General features: G+C 70.9%; 18 protein-coding genes and 1 tRNA gene. 9 read left to right on the plus strand and 10 right to left on the minus strand.

Annotation, left to right across the window (positions count from 1 at the left end; all coding sequences use genetic code 11):
* Positions 1-171 precede the first annotated feature (171 nt).
* Genes ppdK through ACFOGJ_RS30000 form a run of 3 tightly spaced genes read right to left on the minus strand, consistent with a single transcriptional unit; the run spans position 172 to position 5,922 of the window.
* A complete protein-coding gene (gene ppdK / locus ACFOGJ_RS29990) occupies positions 172-2,889 on the minus strand; it encodes a pyruvate, phosphate dikinase (protein ID WP_379907011.1) in 2,718 nt (905 codons plus the stop codon).
* Positions 2,890-2,942: 53 nt separating this feature from the next.
* A complete protein-coding gene (gene glyS, locus ACFOGJ_RS29995; protein ID WP_379907013.1) occupies positions 2,943-5,003 on the minus strand; it encodes a glycine--tRNA ligase subunit beta in 2,061 nt (686 codons plus the stop codon).
* Positions 5,004-5,007: 4 nt separating this feature from the next.
* Positions 5,008-5,922: a glycine--tRNA ligase subunit alpha gene (locus ACFOGJ_RS30000; RefSeq protein WP_379907015.1), complete on the minus strand. Its 915-nt coding sequence runs from the start codon at positions 5,920-5,922 to the stop codon at positions 5,008-5,010.
* A gap of 239 nt (positions 5,923-6,161) precedes the next feature.
* On the opposite strand from ACFOGJ_RS30000, the gene ACFOGJ_RS30005 reads away from it, so the two are divergent.
* The gene (locus ACFOGJ_RS30005; RefSeq protein ID WP_379907016.1) at positions 6,162-7,349 is read left to right on the plus strand and encodes a sensor histidine kinase; all 1,188 of its coding nucleotides are present in this window, start codon (positions 6,162-6,164) and stop codon (positions 7,347-7,349) included.
* Between the two features lie 21 nt (positions 7,350-7,370).
* On the opposite strand, the gene ACFOGJ_RS30010 is transcribed toward ACFOGJ_RS30005, so the two are convergent.
* The 4 genes from ACFOGJ_RS30010 to ACFOGJ_RS30025 all read right to left on the minus strand — a co-directional run bounded on the left by ACFOGJ_RS30010 (position 7,371) and on the right by ACFOGJ_RS30025 (position 9,807).
* Complete coding sequence (locus ACFOGJ_RS30010) at positions 7,371-7,616, minus strand: hypothetical protein (protein WP_379907018.1); 246 nt, start codon at positions 7,614-7,616, stop codon at positions 7,371-7,373.
* Positions 7,617-7,697: 81 nt separating this feature from the next.
* Entirely contained in the window at positions 7,698-8,651 is a 954-nt protein-coding gene (locus ACFOGJ_RS30015; RefSeq protein ID WP_379907019.1) for a S49 family peptidase, read from the minus strand.
* An 83-nt stretch (positions 8,652-8,734) separates the two neighbouring features.
* A complete protein-coding gene (locus ACFOGJ_RS30020) occupies positions 8,735-9,541 on the minus strand; it encodes a tRNA1(Val) (adenine(37)-N6)-methyltransferase (RefSeq protein WP_379907020.1) in 807 nt (268 codons plus the stop codon).
* Between the two features lie 41 nt (positions 9,542-9,582).
* The gene (locus ACFOGJ_RS30025) at positions 9,583-9,807 is read right to left on the minus strand and encodes a putative signal transducing protein (protein WP_379907021.1); all 225 of its coding nucleotides are present in this window, start codon (positions 9,805-9,807) and stop codon (positions 9,583-9,585) included.
* Positions 9,808-10,055: 248 nt separating this feature from the next.
* Between ACFOGJ_RS30025 and ACFOGJ_RS30030 the strand changes: the two genes are divergently transcribed.
* Positions 10,056-11,090, plus strand: a complete 1,035-nt coding sequence (locus ACFOGJ_RS30030) for a polyprenyl synthetase family protein (RefSeq protein WP_379907090.1) — start codon at positions 10,056-10,058, stop codon at positions 11,088-11,090.
* Between the two features lie 110 nt (positions 11,091-11,200).
* Positions 11,201-11,277, plus strand: a tRNA-Pro gene (locus ACFOGJ_RS30035).
* 89 nt (positions 11,278-11,366) lie between these two features.
* On the opposite strand, the gene ACFOGJ_RS30040 is transcribed toward ACFOGJ_RS30035, so the two are convergent.
* On the minus strand, positions 11,367-13,025 hold the full coding sequence (locus tag ACFOGJ_RS30040) for an FAD-binding dehydrogenase (protein ID WP_379907022.1): 1,659 nt from the start codon (positions 13,023-13,025) through the stop codon (positions 11,367-11,369).
* Between the two features lie 83 nt (positions 13,026-13,108).
* Between ACFOGJ_RS30040 and ACFOGJ_RS30045 the strand changes: the two genes are divergently transcribed.
* Positions 13,109-13,651, plus strand: coding sequence for a hypothetical protein (locus tag ACFOGJ_RS30045; protein ID WP_379907023.1), 543 nt, complete (start codon positions 13,109-13,111; stop codon positions 13,649-13,651).
* A gap of 37 nt (positions 13,652-13,688) precedes the next feature.
* Positions 13,689-14,585, plus strand: a complete 897-nt coding sequence (locus tag ACFOGJ_RS30050; RefSeq protein ID WP_379907024.1) for an MBL fold metallo-hydrolase — start codon at positions 13,689-13,691, stop codon at positions 14,583-14,585.
* 7 nt (positions 14,586-14,592) lie between these two features.
* Here the strand turns inward: ACFOGJ_RS30050 and ACFOGJ_RS30055 are convergent, their stop codons facing one another.
* Positions 14,593-15,459 (minus strand): sulfurtransferase, encoded by an 867-nt coding sequence (locus tag ACFOGJ_RS30055; protein ID WP_379907025.1) that lies wholly within the window; start codon positions 15,457-15,459, stop codon positions 14,593-14,595.
* Positions 15,460-15,595: 136 nt separating this feature from the next.
* Here ACFOGJ_RS30055 and ACFOGJ_RS30060 point away from each other — a divergent pair, with 136 nt between their 5' ends.
* The 4 genes from ACFOGJ_RS30060 to ACFOGJ_RS30075 all read left to right on the plus strand — a co-directional run bounded on the left by ACFOGJ_RS30060 (position 15,596) and on the right by ACFOGJ_RS30075 (position 21,091).
* Entirely contained in the window at positions 15,596-15,988 is a 393-nt protein-coding gene (locus tag ACFOGJ_RS30060; RefSeq protein WP_379907026.1) for a nuclear transport factor 2 family protein, read from the plus strand.
* Positions 15,989-16,141: 153 nt separating this feature from the next.
* Entirely contained in the window at positions 16,142-16,840 is a 699-nt protein-coding gene (locus ACFOGJ_RS30065) for a CBS domain-containing protein (RefSeq protein WP_379907027.1), read from the plus strand.
* A gap of 621 nt (positions 16,841-17,461) precedes the next feature.
* The gene (locus ACFOGJ_RS30070) at positions 17,462-18,910 is read left to right on the plus strand and encodes a multicopper oxidase family protein (RefSeq protein ID WP_379907028.1); all 1,449 of its coding nucleotides are present in this window, start codon (positions 17,462-17,464) and stop codon (positions 18,908-18,910) included.
* 165 nt (positions 18,911-19,075) lie between these two features.
* The gene (locus tag ACFOGJ_RS30075; RefSeq protein WP_379907092.1) at positions 19,076-21,091 is read left to right on the plus strand and encodes an ATP-binding protein; all 2,016 of its coding nucleotides are present in this window, start codon (positions 19,076-19,078) and stop codon (positions 21,089-21,091) included.
* A gap of 24 nt (positions 21,092-21,115) precedes the next feature.
* Here the strand turns inward: ACFOGJ_RS30075 and ACFOGJ_RS30080 are convergent, their stop codons facing one another.
* Positions 21,116-22,549 carry a tetratricopeptide repeat protein gene (locus tag ACFOGJ_RS30080; protein WP_379907029.1) on the minus strand — a complete coding sequence of 478 codons (1,434 nt, stop codon included), beginning with the start codon at positions 22,547-22,549 and terminating at the stop codon, positions 21,116-21,118.
* Positions 22,550-22,571 lie beyond the last annotated feature (22 nt).

A 22,571-nucleotide genomic window follows, 5' to 3' on the forward strand; every position in this document is an offset into this window, starting at 1 on the left:
GTATCGTGTCCCCGAAACGCGGGTGTCCCCGAAACGCGGGTGTCCCCGAAACGCGACGCGGCGTGTCCCCGAAACGTGCCGGATCAAACCTCGATCGGAAACCCGCCGGCCTTTGGATTCGTTCCGCCCTGCATGCGCCACCGGAAACAGCGGCGCGACGGCCGCCGTCGATCAGACGTCCCGTTCGGCCGGCTTCAGCGCCGCCTGTGCGGCGGCCAGCCGGGCGATCGGCACCCGGTAGGGGGAGCAGGAGACATAGTCCAGCCCGACCTTCTCGCAGAAGGCGATGGAGGCGGGGTCGCCGCCATGCTCGCCGCAGATGCCGAGCTTCAGGTCCGGCCGGGTCCTGCGGCCGCGCTCGCTGGCGATCTCCACCAGCTCGCCGACCCCGTCCTGGTCCAGGGTGACGAACGGATCCGTGGGCAGGATGCCGCCGCGGATATAGGCATCCATGAAGCTGCCGGCATCGTCGCGGCTGATGCCGAAGGTGGTCTGCGTCAGGTCGTTGGTGCCGAAGGAGAAGAAGTCCGCGGCTTCCGCGATCTCGCCGGCGCGGAGCGCCGCGCGCGGCAGCTCGATCATGGTGCCGACCAGATAGCGGATCTCGTCGGCGCCGTTCTCCTTCGCCACGGTGGCGGCGACCGCCTCCACCTTGCGCTTCAGGATCTCCAGCTCCGGCTTGGTGCCGACCAGCGGGATCATCACCTCGGGGACGACGGTCTCGCCCAGCTCCTTGCCGACGGCGATCGCCGCCTCGAAGATCGCGCGGGCCTGCATCTCGTAGATCTCGGGGAAGGTGATCCCCAGGCGGCAGCCGCGATGCCCCAGCATCGGGTTGAACTCGTGCAGGCTCATCGCCCGCTGGCGCAGCTCGTCGACATCCATGCCGGTGGCATAGGCGACGGAGGCCAGGTCCTGGTCGGTCTTCGGCAGGAACTCGTGCAGCGGCGGGTCCAGCAGGCGCACGGTCACCGGCAGGCCGGCCATGATCCGGAACAGCTGCACGAAATCGTCGCGCTGCATCGGCAGGATCTTCGCCAGCGCCTTCTCCCGGCCGGCCTTGTCGCCGGCCAGGATCATCTGGCGCACCAGCGCGATGCGGTCGGCCTCGAAGAACATATGCTCGGTGCGGCACAGGCCGATCCCCTCGGCCCCGAACTTGCGCGCCGTCTCGGCATCGGCCGGGGTCTCCGCATTGGTGCGCACCTTCAGGCGCCGCACCTTGTCCGCCCAGACCATCAGGTCGGCGAACTGGCCGGTCAGCTCCGGCTCGATGGTCGGCACCTCGCCCAGGATCACCTCGCCGGTGGAGCCGTCGATGGTGATCATGTCGTACTTCTGCACCACCGTCTGGCCGGCCAGCATCTGGCCCTTCTTGGAATCGATGCGGAGCGACCCGGCGCCGGACACGCAGGGCCGGCCCATGCCGCGGGCCACCACGGCGGCATGGCTGGTGGTGCCGCCGCGGGCTGTCAGGATGCCCTTGGCGGCATGCATGCCGTGGATATCCTCCGGGCTGGTCTCGATCCGGCAGAGGATCACCTTTTCGCCCTTCTGGGCCATCGCCTCGGCCTCGTCTGCCTCGAACACGACCTTGCCGGCGGCCGCGCCGGGCGATGCCGCCAGACCGGTGGCGATCACCTTGCGCGGCGCCTTCGGGTCCGGCATCGGGTGCAGCAGCTGGTCCAGCGCGGCGGGATCGACCCGGCCGACCGCCTCCTCCTCGCCGATCAGGCCCTCATGCACCATCTCCACCGCGATCCGCACGGCGGCGGCGGCGGTGCGCTTCCCCGACCGGGTCTGCAAGAGCCAGAGCTTGCCGCGCTGCACCGTGAACTCGATATCCTGCATGTCGCGGTAATGGCCTTCCAGGCGCTCGAAGACCTTCACCAGCTCGGCATAGAGCTCTGGCATCGATTCTTCCATCGCCGGCTTGTTGCCGCGCGCCAGCTTCTTCGCCGCGATCGTCAGCTGCTGCGGCGTGCGGATGCCGGCGACCACGTCCTCGCCCTGGGCGTTGATCAGGTATTCGCCGTACCACTGCTTCTCGCCGGAGGAGGGATCGCGGGTGAAGGCGACGCCGGTACAGGAGGTCTCCCCCATATTGCCGAACACCATCGCCTGCACGTTGACCGCCGTGCCCCATTCGCGCGGGATGTTGTGCAGGTGGCGATAGGTCACCGCGCGCTGGTTCATCCAGCTGCCGAAGACGGCGCCGATCGCGCCCCAGAGCTGGTCGTGGACGTCCTGCGGGAAGGGCGCGCCGGTCTCCTCCTGCACCCGCGCCTTGTAGCGCTCCACCAGGATCTGCCACTGGTCGGCCTCGATCTCGGTGTCCAGGGTGACGTCCAGGTCCTCCTTGTGGACCTCAAGCAGCTCCTCGAAATGCTCGTGCCCGACCCCCAGCACGACGTCGGAATACATCTGGATGAAGCGGCGATAGCTGTCCCAGGCGAAGCGCTCGTCGCCGGAGGCCTTCGCCAGGCCCTGCACCGTCTCGTCGTTCAGGCCCAGGTTCAGCACCGTGTCCATCATGCCGGGCATCGAGGCGCGGGCGCCGGAGCGCACGGAGACCAGCAGCGGCAGCTCCGGGCTGCCGAAGCGCGCCTCGCCGACCTTCGCCTCGATCTCGCGCAGGCCCTCGTCGACCTGTGCCTTCAGGCCGTCGGGGTAGGTCTCGCCATGGTCGTAGTACCAGGTGCAGACCTCGGTGGTGATGGTGAAGCCCGGCGGCACCGGCAGGCCCAGATTGCTCATCTCCGCCAGGTTGGCGCCCTTGCCGCCCAGCAGGTTGCGCATGTCCGCGCGGCCCTCGGCCGAACCGCCGCCGAAGTTCAGGACCCATTTCTGGGTGGCTTCGTCGGTCCGGAGCATCGCCGTTTCGCTCATCTCTGCCTCGTCATGGTGGTGCGCGCCGCGTCCGCCGCCGCGGCCGGCCGCAACTAGCCCTCGATGCGCGAGAAGTCAGCTACGGCGTCAAGGGTTCCCCTGATCCGCCGCAACAGCCGCAGCCTGTTCTCGCGCAGGTCCGCTTCGTCTGCATTTACCGTCACCCGGTCGAAGAAATCGTCGACCGGCTGGCGCAGGCCCGCCAGCGCCGCACAGGCGCCGGCAAAATCCTCCGCCGCAAGCGCCGTGCCGGCCCGGCCCGCAGCCGTCTCCAGCGCGGTGGCCAGCGCCTGCTCCTCCGCCGCGGCGAAGCGCGCCGGGTCGGCGGCGCCGTCATAGGCGCGGCCGTCGCGCTTCTCCTCGATGGCGACGATGTTCGCCGCCCGGCGATAGGCGGCCAGCAGGTTGGCGCCGTCATCGCTCTGTAGCAGATCGCCCAGCGCGTGGACACGCTTCATCAGCAGCAGGATATCGTCCGGCGCGCCGGCATCGCCGCCGCCGGTCGCTTCCTGTCCGGCCGGGGCGAAGGCGGCGGCGATCAGGTCGTGCCGGACCCCTTCGTCGCGCAGATGCACGACCAGCCGGTCCGCCATGTAGGCCAGCACCTCCTCCGCCGCCTCGCCCAGCAGCGGGCGCAGCGGCAGGCGCAGGCCGTTCTCCAGCACGATGCGGATGATGCCCAGCGCCGCACGGCGCAGCGAGAACGGATCGCGCGACCCGGTCGGCTTCTCGCCGATCCGGAAGAAGCAGGCCAGGGTGTCCAGCTTGTCGGCCAGCGCGGTCACCGCCGCCACCGGGTCGGTCGGGCAGCGGTCGTTCGGCCCCAGCGGCGAGTAGTGCTGCGCCACGGCTTCCGCCACGGCCGCATCCTCGCCGTCATGCAGGGCGTAGTAGCGTCCCATGATGCCCTGCAGCTCGGGGAACTCGCCCACCATCTCGCTGGTCAGGTCGGCCTTCGCCAGCAGCGCCGCCCGATCGCAGGCGGCGGCATCGGCGCCGGGCACATGTGGCGCGATCCGCGCGGCCAGTACCCGCATCCGCGCCACCTTCTCGCCCAGGCTCCCCAGCTTGGCGTGATAGACGATGCCGTCCAGTGCGCCCACCCGGTCGGCCAGCTTCGTCCGGCGGTCGGTGTCCCAGAAGAAGCGGGCGTCGGACAGGCGTGCCCGCAGCACACGCTCGTTGCCGGCGACGATCCGGGCGCCGCCATCGGTGGCCTGCATGTTGGAGACGATGACGAAGCGCGGCTGCAGCCGGCCCGCCGGATCGTTCAGTGCGAAATACTTCTGGTGCGTGCGCATCGAGGTGACCAGCACCTCGCGCGGGATCTCCAGGAAGTCGCGGTCGAAGCCGCCCAGCAGGACCACCGGCCATTCCACCAGGCCCGCGGTCTCCGCCAGAAGGCCCGGATCCTCGGCCACGGCCAGGCCCTCGGCCGCGGCGGCCTTCGCCGCGGTCTCCGCGATGATTGCCCGCCGCTCGGCCGGATCCAGCACCACCTTTGCCGCACGCAGCTTCGTCCGGTAGTCGTCGAAGCCCATCACCTCGAACGGGTCCGGCGCCAGGAAGCGGTGCCCGCGGGTGGTCCGGCCGCTGGTCAGATGGCCGAAGGCGAAGGGCACCACCTCGCCGTCCAGCAATGCCGTGATCGCATGCAACGGCCGCACCCAGCGCAGGTCGGTATCGCCCCAGCGCATGCTCTTCGGCCAGGGCAATGCCGCCAGGGCGTCGGGCAGGATTTCCGCCAGGATCTCCGCCGTCGGGCGGCCCTCGATGCGCTGCACGGCATAGAGGAAACTGCCCTTCGGCGTCTCCCTGACCTCGCACTGGTCCACGCTCTCCAGCCCGGCGCCGCGCAGGAAGCCGGCGATCGCCTTCTCCGGCGCGTCGGCGCGGGGGCCGCGGCGTTCCTCCGTGCGGCCCGCCTGCTCCAGCGGCAGGCCGCTGACCTGCAGCGCCAGGCGACGCGGCGTCACGAAGCTCGCGATCGAGTCGAAATCCAGGTTCTGCGCGACCAGGCGCTCGCGCACCAGCCGCTCCAGCGCAGCGGCCGCATCGGCCTGCATGCGCGCCGGCATTTCTTCGGACAGGGTCTCCAGCAGAAGCTCGGCCATCGGTTCAGCCCGCTTCCCCGGCAGAGGAACCCCCAGTGGGAGCGCCATGACCGCGGCTCTCCAGCCAGGCGGTGCAGCTGGCCCGCGCCAGGGTGCGGACCCGGCCGATATAGGCCGCCCGCTCCGCCACGCCGATCACCCCGCGGGCATCCAGCAGGTTGAAGGTGTGGCTTGCCTTCATGCACTGGTCATAGGCCGGCAGGGGCAGCTTCGCCTCGGTCAGGCGCAGGCATTCCGCCTCGCACTCGCCGAAGCGGCGGAACAGCACCTGGGTGTCGGCATGTTCGAAATTGTAGGCGGAGAATTCGCGCTCGGCCTGCAGGAAAACGTCGCCATAGGTGGCGCCGGCGCCGTTCCAGTCCAGGTCGTAGACATTGTCGATGCCCTGGACGTACATCGCCAGGCGCTCCAGGCCGTAGGTGATCTCCCCCGACACGGGCCGGCAGTCGAAGCCGCCGACCTGCTGGAAATAGGTGAACTGGGTGACCTCCATGCCGTCGCACCAGATCTCCCAGCCCAGGCCCCAGGCGCCCAGGGTCGGGCTTTCCCAGTCGTCCTCGACCAGGCGCAGGTCGTGAGCGTTGGTGTCGATGCCGATCGCGCGCAGGCTGTCGAAATAGCGGTCCAGGATGTCGTCGGGACTGGGCTTCAGCAGCACCTGGAACTGGTAGTAGTGCTGCAGCCGGTTCGGGTTCTGGCCGTAGCGACCGTCCTTCGGCCGGCGCGACGGCTGGACATAGGCCGCCGACCAGTGTTCGGGCCCCAGCGCGCGCAGGGTCGTGGCCGGGTGGAAGGTGCCCGCGCCGACTTCCATGTCATAGGGTTGCAGGATGATACAGCCTTGCGCCGCCCAGAACTGCTGTAGGGTCAGTATGAGATCCTGGAATGACGGCGCCCCGGCTGCAGGACGCCTGGCCATCGCCATTGCCGCCTTGTCTGTCTCGGGTTCCGGAAGAGCGCGCGGAACTTAGCCAGCGGCCCCGGGCCGGTCAAGCAGCGGGGCCTTCTGCTTTCGTCCGCAGCGGCCGATCCTATGGCGGTATGCGCAGACGCTGCCGCAGGCGGCCATGGCAAGTCGCCGGGCGCATGGATATCGTGACCGCAGAACAGCGGTGCCGGCGCGGGACCGGCACGCCCGGAGCGGGGAACGAACCGACCATGCAGCAGCTGCTCGACGCCGTCTCCTACATGGCGCATGGCTATTGCCTGTTGTGGGAACCGTGGCTGATCGCCCTCCATGCCGGCTCCGACATCGCCATCGCGCTGGCCTATTTCGCCATTCCAGCGGCCATCGTGATCTTCCTGCGCCGCCGGCCGGACCTGCAGTTCTCCGGCCTGGCGATGCTGTTTGCAGCCTTCATCCTGTTCTGCGGTCTGACCCATGTGATGTCGGCGATCACCTTGTGGCTCGCCGTCTACGAGGTCCAGGGCGCGTTGAAGCTGGCGACCGCCCTGGTCTCCGTCGCGACCGCCATCGTCATCTTCCCGCTGATCCCGAAAGCCCTGGCGATCCCCAGCCCCGCCATCCTGCAGCGCAGCAACGAGCAGTTGGCCGCGGAGATCGAGGCGCACGAGCGCACCCTGCGTGAGCTGCGCGCGATGAAGGCGGAGCTGGAGCGGCGGGTACATGACCGCACCGCGGAGGTGGAGGAGGCGAATCACCGCCTGCGCATCCTGACCCGCGAGGTGGTGCACCGGTCGAAGAACCTGATGGCGGTGATCCGCAGCCTGGCCTACCAGACCGCCAAGACCAGCGACGACAAGGGCGACTTCCTGGACAAGCTGACCGGCCGGCTCGCCGCCCTGGCGGATGCGCTGGACGCCGTGGTCCGCAACCAGTGGCACGGCGCCGCGGTGGAGGACCTGCTGCGTGGCCAGCTCGCCCATTCCCTGGACACCTTCCCCGACCGGATCGCCATCGCAGGGCCGGACCTCCTGGTGCGGCCGGAAGCGGCGCAGCAGCTGGGCCTGGCGATCCATGAACTGGCGACCAACGCGGTGAAGCATGGCGCGCTGTCCGGCGAGGCGGGCCGGGTCCGGCTCAACTGGCGGCTGTCCGGCGGCGCAGAGGATCCCGGCACCGCCTTCGTTCTGGACTGGCAGGAGGACTGGCCGCACCGCCCGGCACCGGATCGCGACGCCGCGGCGACCGCCGCCCATGGCGGCTTCGGCACCATGCTGCTGGAACGCGCGGTGCCGACTGCCCTCCGGGGCCGTGCCAGCCGCGAGATCGGGCCAACCGGCATGTCCTACCGGCTGGAAGTGCCGTTGGCGGAGCTGCGACCGCGCGACGCGAAAGAACAGGAAGAGCGGATCAACGCCGCCTTCGCCGCGGACACGGCGTAGCAGCCGCCGCACGCGAGGTCGTCAGCCGAACGGCTTCTCCCCGAACGGACAGTCGGGCCGGGCGCAGGCCGCCTTCGAGCCGACGGGCACGAAGGCGTCGCAGACCCGGCAGCGCATGGTTTCCGCCGCATCGGGATGCGCCTTCCGATCGGGCGGTGGTGGCGGCGGATCCTGCCGGGCCGGCGGCCCTTCCTTGCGGCCCCAGGAGCGGAAGGCGATGGCCACCGCGCCGATCGCGACGATGATGACGAGGATCTTCAGCAGCATGTCAGGGTCGGGCTCTCGCGATGGGGCTCACCGGAACGGCAATGGCCGGCGGCGGAATCGCCGACGGTCGTGGCATCCATGCTACAGGCCGAAGCGATTCCACAACAGGCGGTCTTCCACCGCAGCCAGGATCCGCTCCGGCAGCACGGCAAGGCCGGGCGCCCAGTCGGCAGCGGAAACCGGGCCGCCCTGGCGATCCATGTGCAGCCCCATGCGCCGCTGCAGCCAGGAGGACCGGGTGCGGATCGGCCGCAGCCGGACATTCTTCCCGAAACGCGCCCGCATGACGCTGCGCAGGTCGCCGATTCCGTCGACCAGGCCCAGCGCCTGCGCCTCCCCGCCCAGCCAGAAGGCACCGCTGAACAGCTCCGCCTCGCGGTCGGCGGCCAGCTTCGTCCCCCGCCGCGCCCGCACCCAGTCGGTGAAGGCTTCGTGCAGCCGGTTCTGCAGGTCCTTCAGCCGGGCAACATCCTCCGCCCGCTCCGGCAGGAACGGGTCGAGGAAGGATTTCTGCGTGCCGGCGGTGTGGACGCGTCGCTCAAGACCCAGCTTCTCCAGCAGGCCCTGCGCGCCGAATCCCGCGGCGATCACACCGATCGACCCCAGGATGGAGGCACGGTCGGCATAGATCTCGTCCGCGGCGCAGGCCAGCCAGTAGCCACCGGAGGCGGCGACATCCTCAGCAAAGGCGATGACCGGGACATTCTTCTCGTCGGCCAGCTGGCGGATGCGGCCGGCGATCGCGGCGGACTGCATCGGCGCGCCGCCCGGCGAGTTGATCGCCAGCGCCACCGCGGCCAGCCCCTTCGGCTTGAAGGCCTCCTCGATCGGGCCGGCCAGCGCCTCCAGGTTCAGGCGCGAGCCGCGCAGCCCCCCGGCCGGCGGGCCGATCACGCCGTAGAGCCTGAGGACGGTGACCTGCGGCCGGCGGCGGAACCAGCGGCGCGGCGGCCAGAGGGCGCGCCGTTCCGCCGGCCTCGGCGCGCGCGCCGGATCCGGACCCGGCTGCGCGGCGGACTGATCTGTGCTGGACATGGCGGGTAGATAGGCGGCGCGGTGCGCCACAGCAAGCAATCTGCGGAAATGCGGCAGCCGTCCCGGTCGGAACGCCGTGTCAGTCAGAACGCCGTGTCGGGGATCGCGGCGCCGTCGCGCAGGACCGCCTCGGCCACCGGCAGGTAGCGCCCGTCACCGCCATGCAGCACCATCCCGGGACCGAGCCGGAACGGCGCCCGGCCATCCTTGCGCCAGCGCAGCAGAACGCGCTTCGCCGGCTGGCCGGAACGGGGCCAGAGCGGCGCCGCCGCCAGCCCCCGGCCGCCGCCCGGAAAGGCCGCCAGCAGGTCCGGCAGCCGTTCGATGCGCTGGATCACGGTCACCGTGCCGCCCGGCCGGACCAGATGGGCCAGAACCGCCACCCAGGCGGCCAGGTCGCCGGCTGCGCTCTCCGCCCGGGCCCGTTCCCGCGCCGGGGATTCCGCCGGCCGGCGGCCGGTCGCGGCGAAGAACGGCGGGTTCGCCATGGCATGATCGAACACCGCATGGCCCAGCCGCCGGCGGAACGCCGGCCGCAAGGCATCGGCACAGATCACCCGGAACCGTACCGCCAGCCCGTTGGCCGCGGCGTTCTGCGCCGCGGCCAGGGCCGCATCCGCCTGCAGTTCCACCCCTGTCACCGCCGTGCCGGCAACCCGGGCCAGCAGGCAGAGCGCCGCTGCGCCGGTGCCGGTGCCGATCTCCACCACCCGCTGGCCGGAGAGCGCCGGAACCGCCGCGGCCAGCAGGACGGCGTCGGAACCGGCGCGCTGCAGACCGGCCGGCTGCCGCAGGTGCAGACGACCTCCCAGAAAGGCGTCCGGCGCGAAGGTATCGGTCGGGAAGGCATCGGCCGGACAGGTCCCGGTCGGACGGCTCTCGGTCGGCATGGCGCCGCCTGCGCTCCGGCCCGGCGCCGCCGCTGGCACGCTCAGCCGCGCTTCGCCGGCATCTCGACCCCGGCCTCCGTCAGGGCACCGCGGGCGGCGGCCTCGTCCTCCTCCAGCACCATGATGCGGCGCGGCAGCGCGCCGATGGAGCCTTCGAGGTTGCTGGTATGCTGGTCCAGCACCACCGCCTCCACGCCGGCATCGGCCAGCAGGGCCTGGACATAGGAGATCAGCACCGCGTCATTGGTCCGCAACAGTTCGATCATCGGCCCTCCGTGCCCGGGATGCCGCCCGGCGGCCACGCTGCGGTGCAGCATGCAGCTTGACCGGGCAAGGCAGGAAACTATTCTCGCCTGCACGAACACCCTAATCCAGGGCGGAGGCGCTCCAAACCCGTCCCGCAATCCGTCGCGCCGCGGCTGCGCCGCCACGGCAGGACCTGCAGCCAGATGCCGGACGCGCGGTCGACGCCGCCCGCCCGGACAGCCCCGAAAAGACAGCTTCCGTGACCCTTGTGACGAACCCCGAAGTGCGCGGCCGCCCCTCTGCGCAGGCCATCGACGAAGCCAAGCGCGCCAAGCTGGCGCCACTGCTGGAACTGGTCGGCAGCGACCTGCAGAAGGTGAACGAGGAGATCCTGCGCCGGATGGACAGCGACGTGCCGCTGATCCCGGAGCTGGCGGGCCACCTGATCGCATCCGGCGGCAAGCGGATCCGGCCGATGCTGACCCTCGGCGCGGCGCGACTGTGCGGCTATGGCGGCGGCCGCCACATCCTGCTGTCCGCCTGTGTGGAATTCATCCACACCGCGACCCTGCTGCACGACGATGTGGTCGACGAGAGCGACATGCGCCGCGGCCGCGCCACCGCCAACACGGTCTGGGGCAACCAGCCGTCGGTGCTGGTCGGCGACTTCCTGTTCAGCCGGTCGTTCCAGCTGATGGTGGAGACCCGCTCGATCGAGGTGCTGCGGATCCTGGCCAACGCCGCCTCGGTGATCGCCGAGGGCGAGGTGCTGCAGCTCACCACCCAGAACGACGTGGAAACCACCCAGGAGCGCTACCTGCAGGTGGTGGAGGCGAAGACCGCGGCGCTGTTCCGCGCCGCCTGCCGGGTCGGCGCCGTGATCGCCAACCGCCCGGTGGAGGAAGCCGACGCGCTGGAGGATTTCGGCCTGAACCTGGGCGTCGCCTTCCAGCTGGTGGACGACGCGCTGGATTACGCGGCGGAACAGCAGGAACTCGGCAAGACCATCGGCGACGACTTCCGGGAGGGCAAGATGACCCTGCCGGTGGTGCTGGCGATGCAGCGCGGCAATGCCGAAGAACGCGCCTTCTGGACCCGCACGATGGCGGATCTGGAACAGGAAGAGGCCGATCTGGGCCGCGCCATCGAGCTGCTGGAGCGGCACAACGCGGTGGCCGACGCCATCGCCCTGGCCGGCCGCTATGGCGAACGGGCGATCGCCGCGCTCGACATCTTCCCGGAAAGCGATACCCGCAATGCGATGCAGTCCGTCGTCGAGTTCTGCATCGAGCGGCGCCACTGAGGAACCGCGTTGCGGCGGCCGGCAGATGGTTTTCCGCCGGCGGCAGCATCGCCGATCTCGCCCCTTGCTCCCACCCCGATGATCGGCTAATAGAGGCGCCCGCGCGGCGACGGAGTGTAGCTCAGCCTGGTAGAGCACTGTCTTCGGGAGGCAGGGGCCGGTGGTTCGAATCCACTCACTCCGACCAGCGCCGCGACTTTTCCGACAATCCGGCATGCCTGTCCCCGCCGCTTCGCCGCGACGGCCCGGCGGGCGGCGATGCGGCGCCGGGCGGGGTCAGCCCAGCGCCCCGGCCAGGGCCCGGCCCGCCTGCCGGCCGGAAAACAGGCAGCCCCCCAGGAAAGTCCCTTCCAGCGAGCGGTAGCCATGCATGCCGCCGCCGCCGAAGCCGGCCGCCTCCCCCACTGCATAGAGCCCGGGGACGGGCGCGCCGCTTGCGTCCAGGGCACGTGCCTGCAGGTCGGTCTCGAAGCCGCCCAGGGTCTTGCGGGTCAGGATGTTCAGGCGGACCGCGATCAACGGGCCATGCGTCGGGTCCAGGATCTCGTGCGGCTTCGCTGTGCGTATCAGCCGGTCGCCCAGATAGCGGCGGGCATTGCGGATCCCCGCCACCTGCGCGTCCTTTGTGAAGGGGTTGCGGATCTCCCGGTCGCGGGCGCGGATCTCCCGCTCCAGGTCCGCTTCATCCAGAAGGTCGGCGCCGACCAGGGCGTTCATCCCGGCCACCAGGTCCGGCAGCGCCGTGGCGGTCACGAAATCCGCGCCATGCGCCAGGAAGGCCTCCACCGGCGCCGGCGGCCGGCCGCCCACGGCTCGCCGGGCGACCATGCGCCAGCTGCGCCCGGTCAGGTCGGGATTCTGTTCCGATCCGGACAGGGCGAACTCCTTGCGGATGATGCTGCGGTTCAGCACGAACCAGGAATGGTCGTGCCCGGTCGCCGTCAGGTGCGCCAGGGTGGCCAGGGTGTCGTAGCCGGGATAGTTCGGCGCCGGCAGGCGGCGGCCGGTGGCGTCGAACCACATCGGCGAGGGGCCGGGCAGGATGCGGATGCCATGCGCCGGCCAGATCGGGGCCCAGTTCCGCAGGCCCTCGACATAGTGCCACATGCGGTCGCCGTTGATGATCCGGGCGCCGGCCGCCGCCCCGATGGCCATCATCCGTCCGTCGACATGGGCCGGCACGCCGGAGACCATGTAGCCGGGCGGCCGGCCCAGCCGCGCCGGCCAGGCCTGGCGCACCAGGTCGTGATTGCCGCCGATGCCGCCGGCGGCGACGATCACCGCCTGCGCCGACAGCTCGAAGTCGCCGGCCTCCACCCGCGAGCTCTCCGCGCCCCGGGGCGCGTCGGACGGCTCCAGCACCTTGCCGGCAATGCCGGTCACGCGGCCGGCCGAGAGCGCCAGCGCATCCACCCGGTGGCGCCAGAGGAAGCGCAGGCGGCCCGCCGCCTCCGCCGCCCGCGCGCGCCGCACGAACGGTTCGACCAGGCCCGGCCCGGTGCCCCAGGTCACGTGGAAGCGCGGCACCGAATTGCCATGCCCGGTCGCCGCGCCGCCGCCGCGCTCCGCCCAGCCGACGACGGGAAACAGGCGATGCCCCATGGCGCGCAGCCAGGCGCGTTTCTCGCCGGCGGCAAATTCCAGATAGGCTTCCGCCCAGGCGCGCGGCCAGCGGTCTTCCGCGCGGTCGAAGCCGGCGCTGCCCAGCCAGTCCTGCCAGGCGAGGTCGCGGCTGTCGGCGATTCCCATGCGACGCTGCTCCGGCGAATCGACCAGGAACAGGCCGCCGAACGACCAGAACGCCTGGCCACCGATATTCTGCTCCGGCTCCTGCTCGACCACGACCACCCGGCGCCCGGCATCGGCCAGTTCCGTCGCGGCAACCAGCCCGGCCAGTCCTGCCCCGATGATGATGGCATCGGCGGTTTCAGCCATTTCCGTCCTCCCGGCGGCTGTTCTGTCGGTCCTCCAGCCTGCCCCCTAGCCAGACCTCGCGGGCCCGGCTTAGAGTCCCGCACATGACCATATCCCCAGCCTATCTGGAACAGCAGAAGCAGCTGCACCAGAACCCGAACTACGGCGTCGCCTCGCTGCAATATGCCGAGCTGGTGATCGCCGTCGCCGACCAGGTGAAGGCGAAGAGCATCGCCGACTACGGCGCCGGCAAGTGCAACCTGCGCAGGAAGATGACGGAGCTCGGCCGGGCGGAATTCGACTATTTCCCCTACGACCCGGTCTTTCCGGAATACGGGACGCCGCAGCCCGCCGACCTGGTCGCCTGTATCGACGTGCTGGAACATATCGAGATGGAGCATCTGGACGCCGTGCTGGCCGACCTGAAGGGGATCATGCAGCGGGTCGGCGTCTTCACCATCCATACCGGCCCGGCGATCAAGCACCTGCCCGACGGGCGCAACGCCCACCTGATCCAGCAGCCGCCGTCGTGGTGGCTGCCGCGGCTCTGCCGCTTCTTCGAGATCGTGCACCTGCAGCGCACGCCGGGCGGCTTCTGGCTCCTGGTCGAACCCTTGTCCGGCACGGCCGGTGCGGGGCAAGCCTGACCGGCACCCTGCAGTCCCGAACCCAGTCCGAGGTTACATGGCCATCACCTTCCACCGCGAGATGGAGTTCCGCTACGGCGAGGTCGACCGGATGTCGCCGCTGGTGCGTCGCGTGATCGCGGAGAATCCCTCCGCCTTCACCTTCCACGGCACCGGCACCTATATCGTCGGCGACCCGCAGGGAAAGATGGCGGTGATCGATCCCGGCCCGGAGCTGCCGGCGCATCTGGACGCGCTGCTGGCGGCAACGGCGGAGGGCAAGGTCAGCCACATCCTGATCACCCATACCCATGCCGACCATTCGCCCCTGGCGGTGGAACTGTCGGCCCGGACGGGCGCGCCGATCTACGGCTTCGGACCGCATCCCACCCCGCCGCGGGGCGCGAAGTCGGAGGAGGATGGCGACATGGTGTTCCGGCCCGATGTGCGGATCGGCGATGGCGGCATGATCCGCGGCGAGGGCTGGACGATGCAGGCGATCCACACGCCCGGCCATATCTCCAACCATCTCTGCTTCGCCCTGCAGGAGGAGAATGTCCTGTTCCCCGGCGACCATGTGATGGGCTGGTCGACCTCGATCGTCTCGCCGCCGGACGGCAACATGGCCGACTATTTCGCCAGCCTGCGCAAGCTGCTGCCGCGGGGGGAGGAGATCTACTATCCGACCCACGGCCCGGCCATCCCGAACCCGCAGGAACATGTGCAGGCCTTCATCGCGCATCGCGAGGCGCGCGAGGCGCAGATCCTGGCCTGCGTGGGCGACGGGCTGCACACGATCCCGGAGATGGTCGCCCGGATGTACAAGGACGTGCCGTCCTACCTGCATCCGGCGGCGGCGCGCTCGGTCCTGGCGCACCTGATCCACATGACCGGCGACGGCCGCCTCGCGGCCGATCCGGAACCGGGTGAGGCGGCGCGCTACACCCTGCCGTAAAGGGCTCTCAGCCGGTTTCCATCGGGGCGTCGGGGTCCAAGGCCCAGTCCATCAGGGAGCCGTCGTAGAGCTGGATGCCGGTGTGCCCGGCAGCGGTCAGGGCCAGCGCCAGGGTGCTGGCCGCGATGCCGCCGCCGCAATAGGGGATCACCCGTTCGCTGCCCGCCGGGATCCGCGCCGCGAACAGCGCCTGCAGGTCCGCGACCGGCCGGAAGCAGCCGCTGTCCGGATCGATCAGCCGCTCCGCCGGCAGGCTGACGCTGCCGGCGATGCGGCCGCGCCGGCCATAGACCTGCTCCCCCTCGCCACGAAACATCGCCTCGGGCAGGGCATTGGCGATGCAGGCGCCGGGATCGTCGATCGCGCGGCGCACCGCTTCACGGTCGGCGACCATGCCGGGCCGCGGCTGCAGGTCCAGCGGCGGCGCGAGCGGGAAATCGACCGCGCCAGCATCCAGCTTCCGTCCCTCCGCCTGCCAGCGCTTCAGGCCGCCGTCCAGTACCCGCACGTCGGCACAGCCCGATGCCGTCAGCACCCACCAGGCGCGATGCGCCGCCATATCGGCCGCGGCGCCGTAGACCACGATGGTGGTGTCGGGCCGCATCCCGAAGCGCGCCAGCACCGCCGCGATCCGCGCCGGCACCGGCAGCATGAAGGGCACCGGATGATCGGGGTCCGACAGGTCGTCGACCATGTGCAGATAGCCGGCGCCGGGAATATGGCCGGCCTCCCACTCCCCTCGCCCGCTCTGCCAGAGCGAAGGGCCCGAGGGCTGCGGCACGCGGGTCACCCGGCAGTCCAGGACCAGGACGCCGGGATCGTCGAGGCGATCGGCCAGCCAGGCCGGATCGACCAGAAGCGCATTCTCCGTCATCGGGACAGGATGCGGGGATCCCGCCGCACCGGCAAGGCCCCGATGTCCGGCTCCGCAACCGGGGGCGTTGACCCCTTCGCCGCCGGACCGCACCGTTGGCCCGACCTTCCGCTCCCAACATGGTGGACCGCCGGACATGCCCTTCGACAGCGACAGCGCCCGCCGCCTCGTGGATGCCTATCTGAGCGCCTGGAACCTGGAGCATCGCGCCGACCGGGACGCCGTGCTGGCCCGCATCTGGGCGCCGGATGGCCGCTATGTGGACCCGCGCGCGGATGTCCGCGGCAGGGCGGCCCTGGTCGACCTGATCGAGGAACGCCGTGCCGCGCGCCCCGGCGCCCGGCTTGTCGTGACCAGCGTGGTCGACCTGCACCACGACATGGCCCGCTTCGCCTGGCACCTGGTCGCGGCGGACGGCAGCCCGCAGCCGGAGAGCATCGATATCGTACAGGTCGATCCGGAGGGGCGCCTGGCCCTGGTCGTCGGATTTTTCGGCCCCCTGGCTGCCACGGCCACGACGGCGGGCTGACCTGCGCGGGCTGCTGCGAGGGGCGGTGCCGGCTGCGCCGGAACTTGATCTGGCGCAAGGTGGCGGAACCGTGCCGGGTCCATCATCGTTGCGCGCACGCAACGACGCGGACGAATGGGCGACAGACAGGTCGCGCCACAGGGGAGAGACGAGATGCAGGCCAGGGACGTGATGACCGAGGCGGTGTTCACGGTCGGTCCGGAGACCGCGGTGGCGGCGATCGCCGCCCTGCTGATGGAGAAGCGGATCAGCGCCGTGCCGGTGCTGGACGGCAAGGGCGCCATCCTCGGCATCGTCAGCGAAGGCGACCTGATGCGCCGCCGCGAATCCGGCACAGAGCGCCATCCCTCCTGGTGGCTGTCGCTGCTCTCCGAACCGCACGAGCGCGCGCTCGACTATGTGAAGAGCCATGGCGGCCATGCCCGGGACGTGATGACCCCGGACCCCTACACCGTCACGCCGGACACCAGCCTGGAGAAGATCGCAGAAATCCTGGAGCGCCGGCATATCAAGCGGGTACCGGTGGTGGCGGATGGCCGGCTGGTCGGCATCGTCAGCCGCGCCGATCTGCTGCGCGGGCTCATCGCCCGGCAGGCCGGTCCGGTGCCCGAGCGCGACGATCCGGAACTGAAGTCCGCGGTGGAAGCGGCCCTGAAGGAGGCCGGGCTGCGCACCGACTTCCTGAGCGTCGTCGTCACCGCCGGCCAGGCGCATCTCTGGGGCTCTGTGAATTCGGATGCCGAACGGCGGGCAGCTGGTGTCGCAGCGGAGAACGTGCCGGGCGTCACCGCCGTCCGCAACGAGATCGGCATCCTGCCGCGCAACGTCCGCGCCGCACTCTGGGCCGAATAGGCCGCCGCCCGGCAGCACCACAGGCTGCGTCAGATTGGCGGTCGACGCCGGCGGGCGACCGGCCTAGCCTGCGACGATGATCGACGGTGGAAACAGGACCGGCATGCTTCGGCTGCTGCTCTGCGCCGCTCTGGCAACGCTCCTGGCTGTCGGCGCGGGCAATGGCACCACGGCTGCCGCGACCGCCGTCTTCCTGGCGCCCGGTGCAATGGCGGCTGCACCCTGTCCCTCCGGCACACCCGCAGCGGAGGGCCTGTCGGCGGCTGCGCCCGGCAGCGCCGTGCTGGCAGTGCCGGCGGACTGCCACGGCTGCCCGGCGATGCCGGCCGGCAGCGACGATCGCGACGACAGCGGCAAGACCTGCAACGGCTGCGCCGCCCCTCCGCCGGGCTTGGCCGCCCAGGGACAGGCGGCCGTACCGCCGGCCGGAAGCCGGCTCCGGCCCGGCCGAATCGGATCCCGGGACGGCGAGGCGCTGTCGCCCGATCCCCACCCGCCACGCCTTCGTTTCCTGAGCTGAGCCGCGCCCTCCGGGGAAGCGGCGTCGACCTGACGGTCCGCCGGCAGTCCCGCCGGCGCCGGCCCGTCATTCGTCAGACCTGTCATTCAGGAAGCCCCGTGATGACCAAGAAAGCTGCGCCGACCCGGCGCGCATTCCTCGCCGCGACCGGCCTTGCCGCCGTCGGTGGCCTCGCCCTTCCCGCTATCCTGCGTCCCGCCGTGGCAGCACCGGAGCAGACCCTGTCGCTGCGGCCCGCCCCCGGCACGGCGCCGCTTGTCGGCGCACCCTACGAACCCACACCCGTCTGGTGCTTCAACGACAGCCTGCCAGGCCCGGAAATTCGCCTGCGGCAGGGCCAAAGGGTGCGGATCGCGGTCGAGAACGGCCTGGCAGAAGAGACCGGCATCCACTGGCACGGCCTGCGTGTGCCCAACGCCATGGATGGCGTGCCGCACCTGACCCAGAAGCCGATCGCGCCGGGCGGGCAATTCAGCTACGAGTTCGAGGTGCCCGACGCGGGCACCTTCTGGTACCACCCGCACCAGCGCAGTTCGGAACAGGTCGGACGCGGGCTCTATGGCCCCCTGATCGTGGAGGAGCGCGAGCCGCCGCGGGTCGACCGCGACCTGACCTGGATCCTGGACGACTGGCGGCTGACCGAGAAGGCGCAGATCAGCGACGATTTCGGCAACCTCCACGATGCCAGCCATGCCGGCCGCTTCGGCAACATCCTGACCGTGAACGGCCGCCAGCCGCAGCCACTGGAGGCGCGCGGCGGGGAGCGGATCCGCCTGCGCCTGATCAACGCGGCCAATGCCCGCATCTTCGGCCTGGACTTCGCCGGCCATCGGCCGCAGATCATCGCCCTCGACGGCCAGCCTGTGCCCCCCCATGCGCCGCCGGAAGGCGTTGTGGTGGTCGGGCCGGGCATGCGCACCGACCTGATCCTGGACATGACCGGCGCGGCCGGCAGCCGCCATCAGGTGACGGACCGCTACTATCCGCGCCAGACCTACCAGGTGACGGAGATCGCCTATGCCGACCGGCCCCTGCGCGACAATGCGCCGGACTGGTCGCTGGCCCTGCCGCCCAACCCGCTGGCGGAACCGGACCTGGATGCGGCGACCCGCCACGAGGTGGTGTTCAACGGCGGCATGATGGGCGGGCGCATGATGCAGGAAATGGGCGGCCCGATGGCGTCCATGCCGATGGCGCGGATGCAGCGGATGATGCAGGACGGGCGGATGTGGTTCGTCAACGGCATCGCGGCCGACGGGCATGCCATGGCGCCCGTGCTGACCCTGGAGCGGGGACGCACATACATCATCGCCATGGCCAATGCGACGGCCTTCCCGCACCCGATGCATCTGCACGGGCATGCCTTCCGGGTGATCTCCCGCGATGGTGCGCCAACCCCGCACCGGGAATGGCGCGACACGGTCCTGATGACACCGGGCGAGCGGGTGGAGATCGCCCTGGTCGCCGACAATCCGGGCGACTGGATGTTCCATTGCCACATCCTGGAGCATCAGGCGGCCGGCATGTCCGCCGTGGTCCGGGTGGCCTAGCTGGCTGCCGACGCCGTCCGCCCCACCTGCTAACCTGTCCCGGAGGTTCGGGACCTCGGGGAAGAGAGCGGACTCGAAAGCATGGGCCAGGGCGGGGCGGCTAAGGGGGATCGGGCATGGCGTCCGGCGTGCCGTCGCGCGGCGGCAGGCACCCTGTTGGGCCTGGTGCTGGCCTTCCTGCCGCCCGCGGCGGCATCCGGGACGGCTGCAGCGGCGCAGTCAGGGGCGGACGCCGACGGGGCGCCGCTCCGCGTCGGGATCTACCAGAACCCGCCGAAGCTCTTCCTGGACCGGCAGGGCGAACCGGCCGGGCTGTTCCCGGACGTCCTCGCCGCAGTGGCCGCAGAGCTGGGCTGGGACCTCGACTACCGGCCCTGCACCTGGACCGGCTGCCTGGAGATGCTCGCGGACGGGCGCATCGACATCCTGCCCGACGTGGCCCATACCGCCCAGCGGGCGGCGGCGTTCAAGTTCAGCCAGGTGCCGGTGCTGCGCAGCTTCTCGTACTTCTATGCCCGCCCCGGCACCCTCGTGCGCAGCCTGGACGACCTGCGCGGCCGCAGCATCGCCGTGCTGCGCGACAGCGTGCAGCACAGGGCGCTGCAGCAACTGCCCGGGCGGCAGGGCGATTTCCGCATCCAGCCCACGGACAGCCACGAGGCCAGCCTGCAGGCGGTGGCCGGCGGCACGGCGGACCTGGCGGTGGTGAACAACTTCCTGGGCCGGGAGATGGAGGCGCGCTTCGCGCTTTCCCGTTCGGAAATGACCTTCAACCCGACACCGCTCTATCTCGGCTTTTCCCCCGTCTTCGACGATGGTGCCATCGAAAGGGTCGACGCGGTGGTCGCCGCCCTGCAGTCGGATCCGCAATCGGCCTATTTCGGCGCCTACGACCAATGGCTCGGCCCCGAACCCCCGCCGATCCTGCCGGCCTGGCTGTACTGGCTCGCGGGGGCAGCGGTCCTGGCGCTTCTCGTCGGAACCGGCTTCATCTTCCTGCTGCGCCGCCGTGTGGCACAGGCCACGCGGGAGCTGCGCCACAGCCAGGAACAGCTCATCGAGGCCCAGCTCCTGGCCCGGTTCGGCGATTTCACCTGGGACCTGCAGACCGATGCCCTGGACTGGTCCCCCGGCCTGCGGGCCCTGCTTGGCGTCACCGCCGACGATCCGGCCAGCCTCGACCGGGTGACGGACGAGATCCACCACCCGGAGGACGGCGCGCGCGTCATGCAGTGGATCTCCGATGCCATCGACGCCGGCGCGACCGTGATCGGCCCGGAATCCTACCGGTTGATCCGCAAGGACGGCAGCATCATCCATGTCGAAGCGAACGTCCGGATCGAGCGCGCCGGCGGCAGGGCGGTCCGGGTGTTCGGCACCTGCCACGACGTGACCGCCCGCGTGATGGCGGAGAACGCCCTGCTCGCCGCCAAGCAGGAAGCGGAACGGATGGGCAGGGCCAAGACGGACTTCCTGGCCGGCATGAGCCATGAACTGCGTACCCCGCTCAATGCGATCATCGGCTTTGCCGAAATGCTGGATCTGGCCCCCGCGTCGGTCGGGGAAGAGAAGCGACGCGACTATGTGCGCAGCATCCGCCAGGCGGGAGAGCAGCTGCTGGCCCTGGTCAACGAGATCCTCGACCTGGCGGGGGTGGAGGCCGGCCGCATGCGCTTCACCCTGGAAGCGGTCGAGATCGACGGCATCATCGCCGAATCCATCTCCCAGACGCGGCCGATCGCGGAACGCGCCGGCATCGAAGTCCACAGGGCCCCGGATGGCCCGGTCCCCCGGGTGCTGGCGGATCCGATGCGCCTGCGCCAGGTGCTGCTGAACTATCTGTCGAACGCGATCCGCTACAACCGGCGCGGCGGCACGGTAACCGTCTCCGCCGCGCGGCAGCCCGACGGCTGGGTGCGGCTGTCCGTCGCCGATACCGGCCGCGGCATCCCGGCCGCCCGGCAGGCCCATGTCTTTGATGCGGTCGGCAGCCTGCGGGGCGATGCCCTGCTCGCCGGCGAGGGCGCCGGCATCGGCCTGACGGTGGTGAAGCGCATCGCCGAGGGGATGGGCGGCCGGGTCGGCTTCGAGAGCCGGGAGGGCTGGGGCAGCACCTTCTGGTGCGATCTGCCGCCCGCCCCGGACAGCAGCTCCGCCGGCGACGCGACAGGCACCGGATAGCGCCGCCTGCGCGTCCCCGCCGGGTCAGTCCAGGATCTGCACTGGCGCCTGTCGGGTGGTGAAGTTGAAGGCCAGGTAGCGATAGCGCCAGCCCCGCGCGGCCGCCACTTCCTGGAAGCCGCGATATTCGTGCGCCCGCCAGTCGGGCTGCATGAAATATTCGTCGAAGACGATCACCGTCCCGGCCCCGATGCGCGGGCCCAGCCCCTCCAGCGCGTCGCGGGTGGAAGAAAACAGGTCGCAGTCGATGTTCAACAGCCGCGCCGGGCCCGGCTCTGCTGCCAGGAAGTCCGGCAGGGTATCGGTGAACCAGCCGACATGCAGGCGCACATTGTCCGGCACCTGCGGCAGCTGCCCGCCGGTGGTGAAGGTGCCGGCCTTGAAGTGCTGCCAGTCCTCCGGCAGCCCCTCGAAACTGTCGAAGCCATGCACCAGCCCGTCGATGCGGCCGGCCAGGAAGCGCAGCGAGGCGCCATGGCGGACGCCGAACTCCGCCGTGAAGCCATCCAGGCCGGCGCGCTCGTCGGCCGCCGCCAGCAGGCCGCAGCGGCTGCCCATGAACAGGGTCTGCGCATCGCGCTGCGCCGCGGCATAGCGCCAGCAGTCCAGCCCCAGATTGCCGCCGTCCGGATCGGGCTGCAGCCGCGCGAAGAACGGCTCGGCCGCATCCGGATCGTCCAGCGCGGTGAGGATGCCGCGATGCAGCAGCGCCGACTGGTGGCCCGGCGCGGCCGCCAGGATCTCGTCCAGGCAGGCGATCGCCGCCGCCGCGCCCTCGGTCTCCAGCAGCAGCGGGTGCAACCCCATGCGCGCCTTCACGCTGTCGGGACGGCGGACCAGCAGGTCGCGGAAGGCCCGGACCGCGCCGGCCATGTCGCCGGTCTCCTGCAGCGCCTTGCCCAGGGTGCTGGCCGCATCCTCGTCCTGCGGCGCGGCCTGCAGGGCGCGCCGGCACAGAGCCGCCGCCTCCTCCGGCAGGCCCTGCTCGACGAGCAGGAAGGCCAGGTCGGCCTGCAGCTTCGGATCGCGCGGGCTGGCGGCCAGCGCCTGCCGGTAGCAGGCCTCCGCCCCGTCCAGGTCGCCGCGGCCGAAGCGCAGCACGCCCAGCGCATGATGCGCGCCGGCATGGCCCGGTGCCGCCGCGATGCAGGCGGCGAAGGCCGCCTCGGCTTCATCCGTCGCGCCGCGCTCACGCAGCACCAGGCCCAGATTGAACTGCATGTCCGCGGTGCCGGGCGACAGCTTCACCGCCCGCCGGATCAGCTGTTCCGCACGATCGCCATCGCCGCGCGCCTGCGCCACCAGCCCCAGCAGGTGCAGCGCGTCGGCGGTCTTCGGCCATTTCTGCAGGACCGCGCGATAGCCGGCCTCCGCCGCGGCCAGGTCGCCGCCCTGATGGGCGGCGACCGCACGCGACAGCATCGCCTGCGCCTTCGGCGGCGGCGGCCGCGCTGCCATGCCTGCGCTGCCGCCGCGTGCC

Source organism: Marinibaculum pumilum (assembly GCF_042646425.1).
In the GTDB taxonomy this organism is placed as follows: domain Bacteria; phylum Pseudomonadota; class Alphaproteobacteria; order Ferrovibrionales; family Ferrovibrionaceae; genus Marinibaculum; species Marinibaculum pumilum.

Coding starts and splice junctions, on each gene's coding strand:
- ppdK (WP_379907011.1), bottom strand. CDS start 2,889: ATGAGCGAAACGGCGATGCTCCGGACCGACGAAGCCACCCAGAAATGG.
- ACFOGJ_RS30070 (WP_379907028.1), top strand. CDS start 17,462: ATGACCAAGAAAGCTGCGCCGACCCGGCGCGCATTCCTCGCCGCGACC.
- ACFOGJ_RS30080 (WP_379907029.1), bottom strand. CDS start 22,549: ATGGCAGCGCGGCCGCCGCCGCCGAAGGCGCAGGCGATGCTGTCGCGT.
- ACFOGJ_RS30055 (WP_379907025.1), bottom strand. CDS start 15,459: ATGACGGAGAATGCGCTTCTGGTCGATCCGGCCTGGCTGGCCGATCGC.
- ACFOGJ_RS30010 (WP_379907018.1), bottom strand. CDS start 7,616: ATGCTGCTGAAGATCCTCGTCATCATCGTCGCGATCGGCGCGGTGGCC.
- ACFOGJ_RS30040 (WP_379907022.1), bottom strand. CDS start 13,025: ATGGCTGAAACCGCCGATGCCATCATCATCGGGGCAGGACTGGCCGGG.
- glyS (WP_379907013.1), bottom strand. CDS start 5,003: ATGGCCGAGCTTCTGCTGGAGACCCTGTCCGAAGAAATGCCGGCGCGC.
- ACFOGJ_RS30000 (WP_379907015.1), bottom strand. CDS start 5,922: ATGGCCAGGCGTCCTGCAGCCGGGGCGCCGTCATTCCAGGATCTCATA.
- ACFOGJ_RS30015 (WP_379907019.1), bottom strand. CDS start 8,651: ATGTCCAGCACAGATCAGTCCGCCGCGCAGCCGGGTCCGGATCCGGCG.
- ACFOGJ_RS30060 (WP_379907026.1), top strand. CDS start 15,596: ATGCCCTTCGACAGCGACAGCGCCCGCCGCCTCGTGGATGCCTATCTG.
- ACFOGJ_RS30045 (WP_379907023.1), top strand. CDS start 13,109: ATGACCATATCCCCAGCCTATCTGGAACAGCAGAAGCAGCTGCACCAG.
- ACFOGJ_RS30020 (WP_379907020.1), bottom strand. CDS start 9,541: ATGCCGACCGAGAGCCGTCCGACCGGGACCTGTCCGGCCGATGCCTTC.
- ACFOGJ_RS30025 (WP_379907021.1), bottom strand. CDS start 9,807: ATGATCGAACTGTTGCGGACCAATGACGCGGTGCTGATCTCCTATGTC.
- ACFOGJ_RS30005 (WP_379907016.1), top strand. CDS start 6,162: ATGCAGCAGCTGCTCGACGCCGTCTCCTACATGGCGCATGGCTATTGC.
- ACFOGJ_RS30065 (WP_379907027.1), top strand. CDS start 16,142: ATGCAGGCCAGGGACGTGATGACCGAGGCGGTGTTCACGGTCGGTCCG.
- ACFOGJ_RS30050 (WP_379907024.1), top strand. CDS start 13,689: ATGGCCATCACCTTCCACCGCGAGATGGAGTTCCGCTACGGCGAGGTC.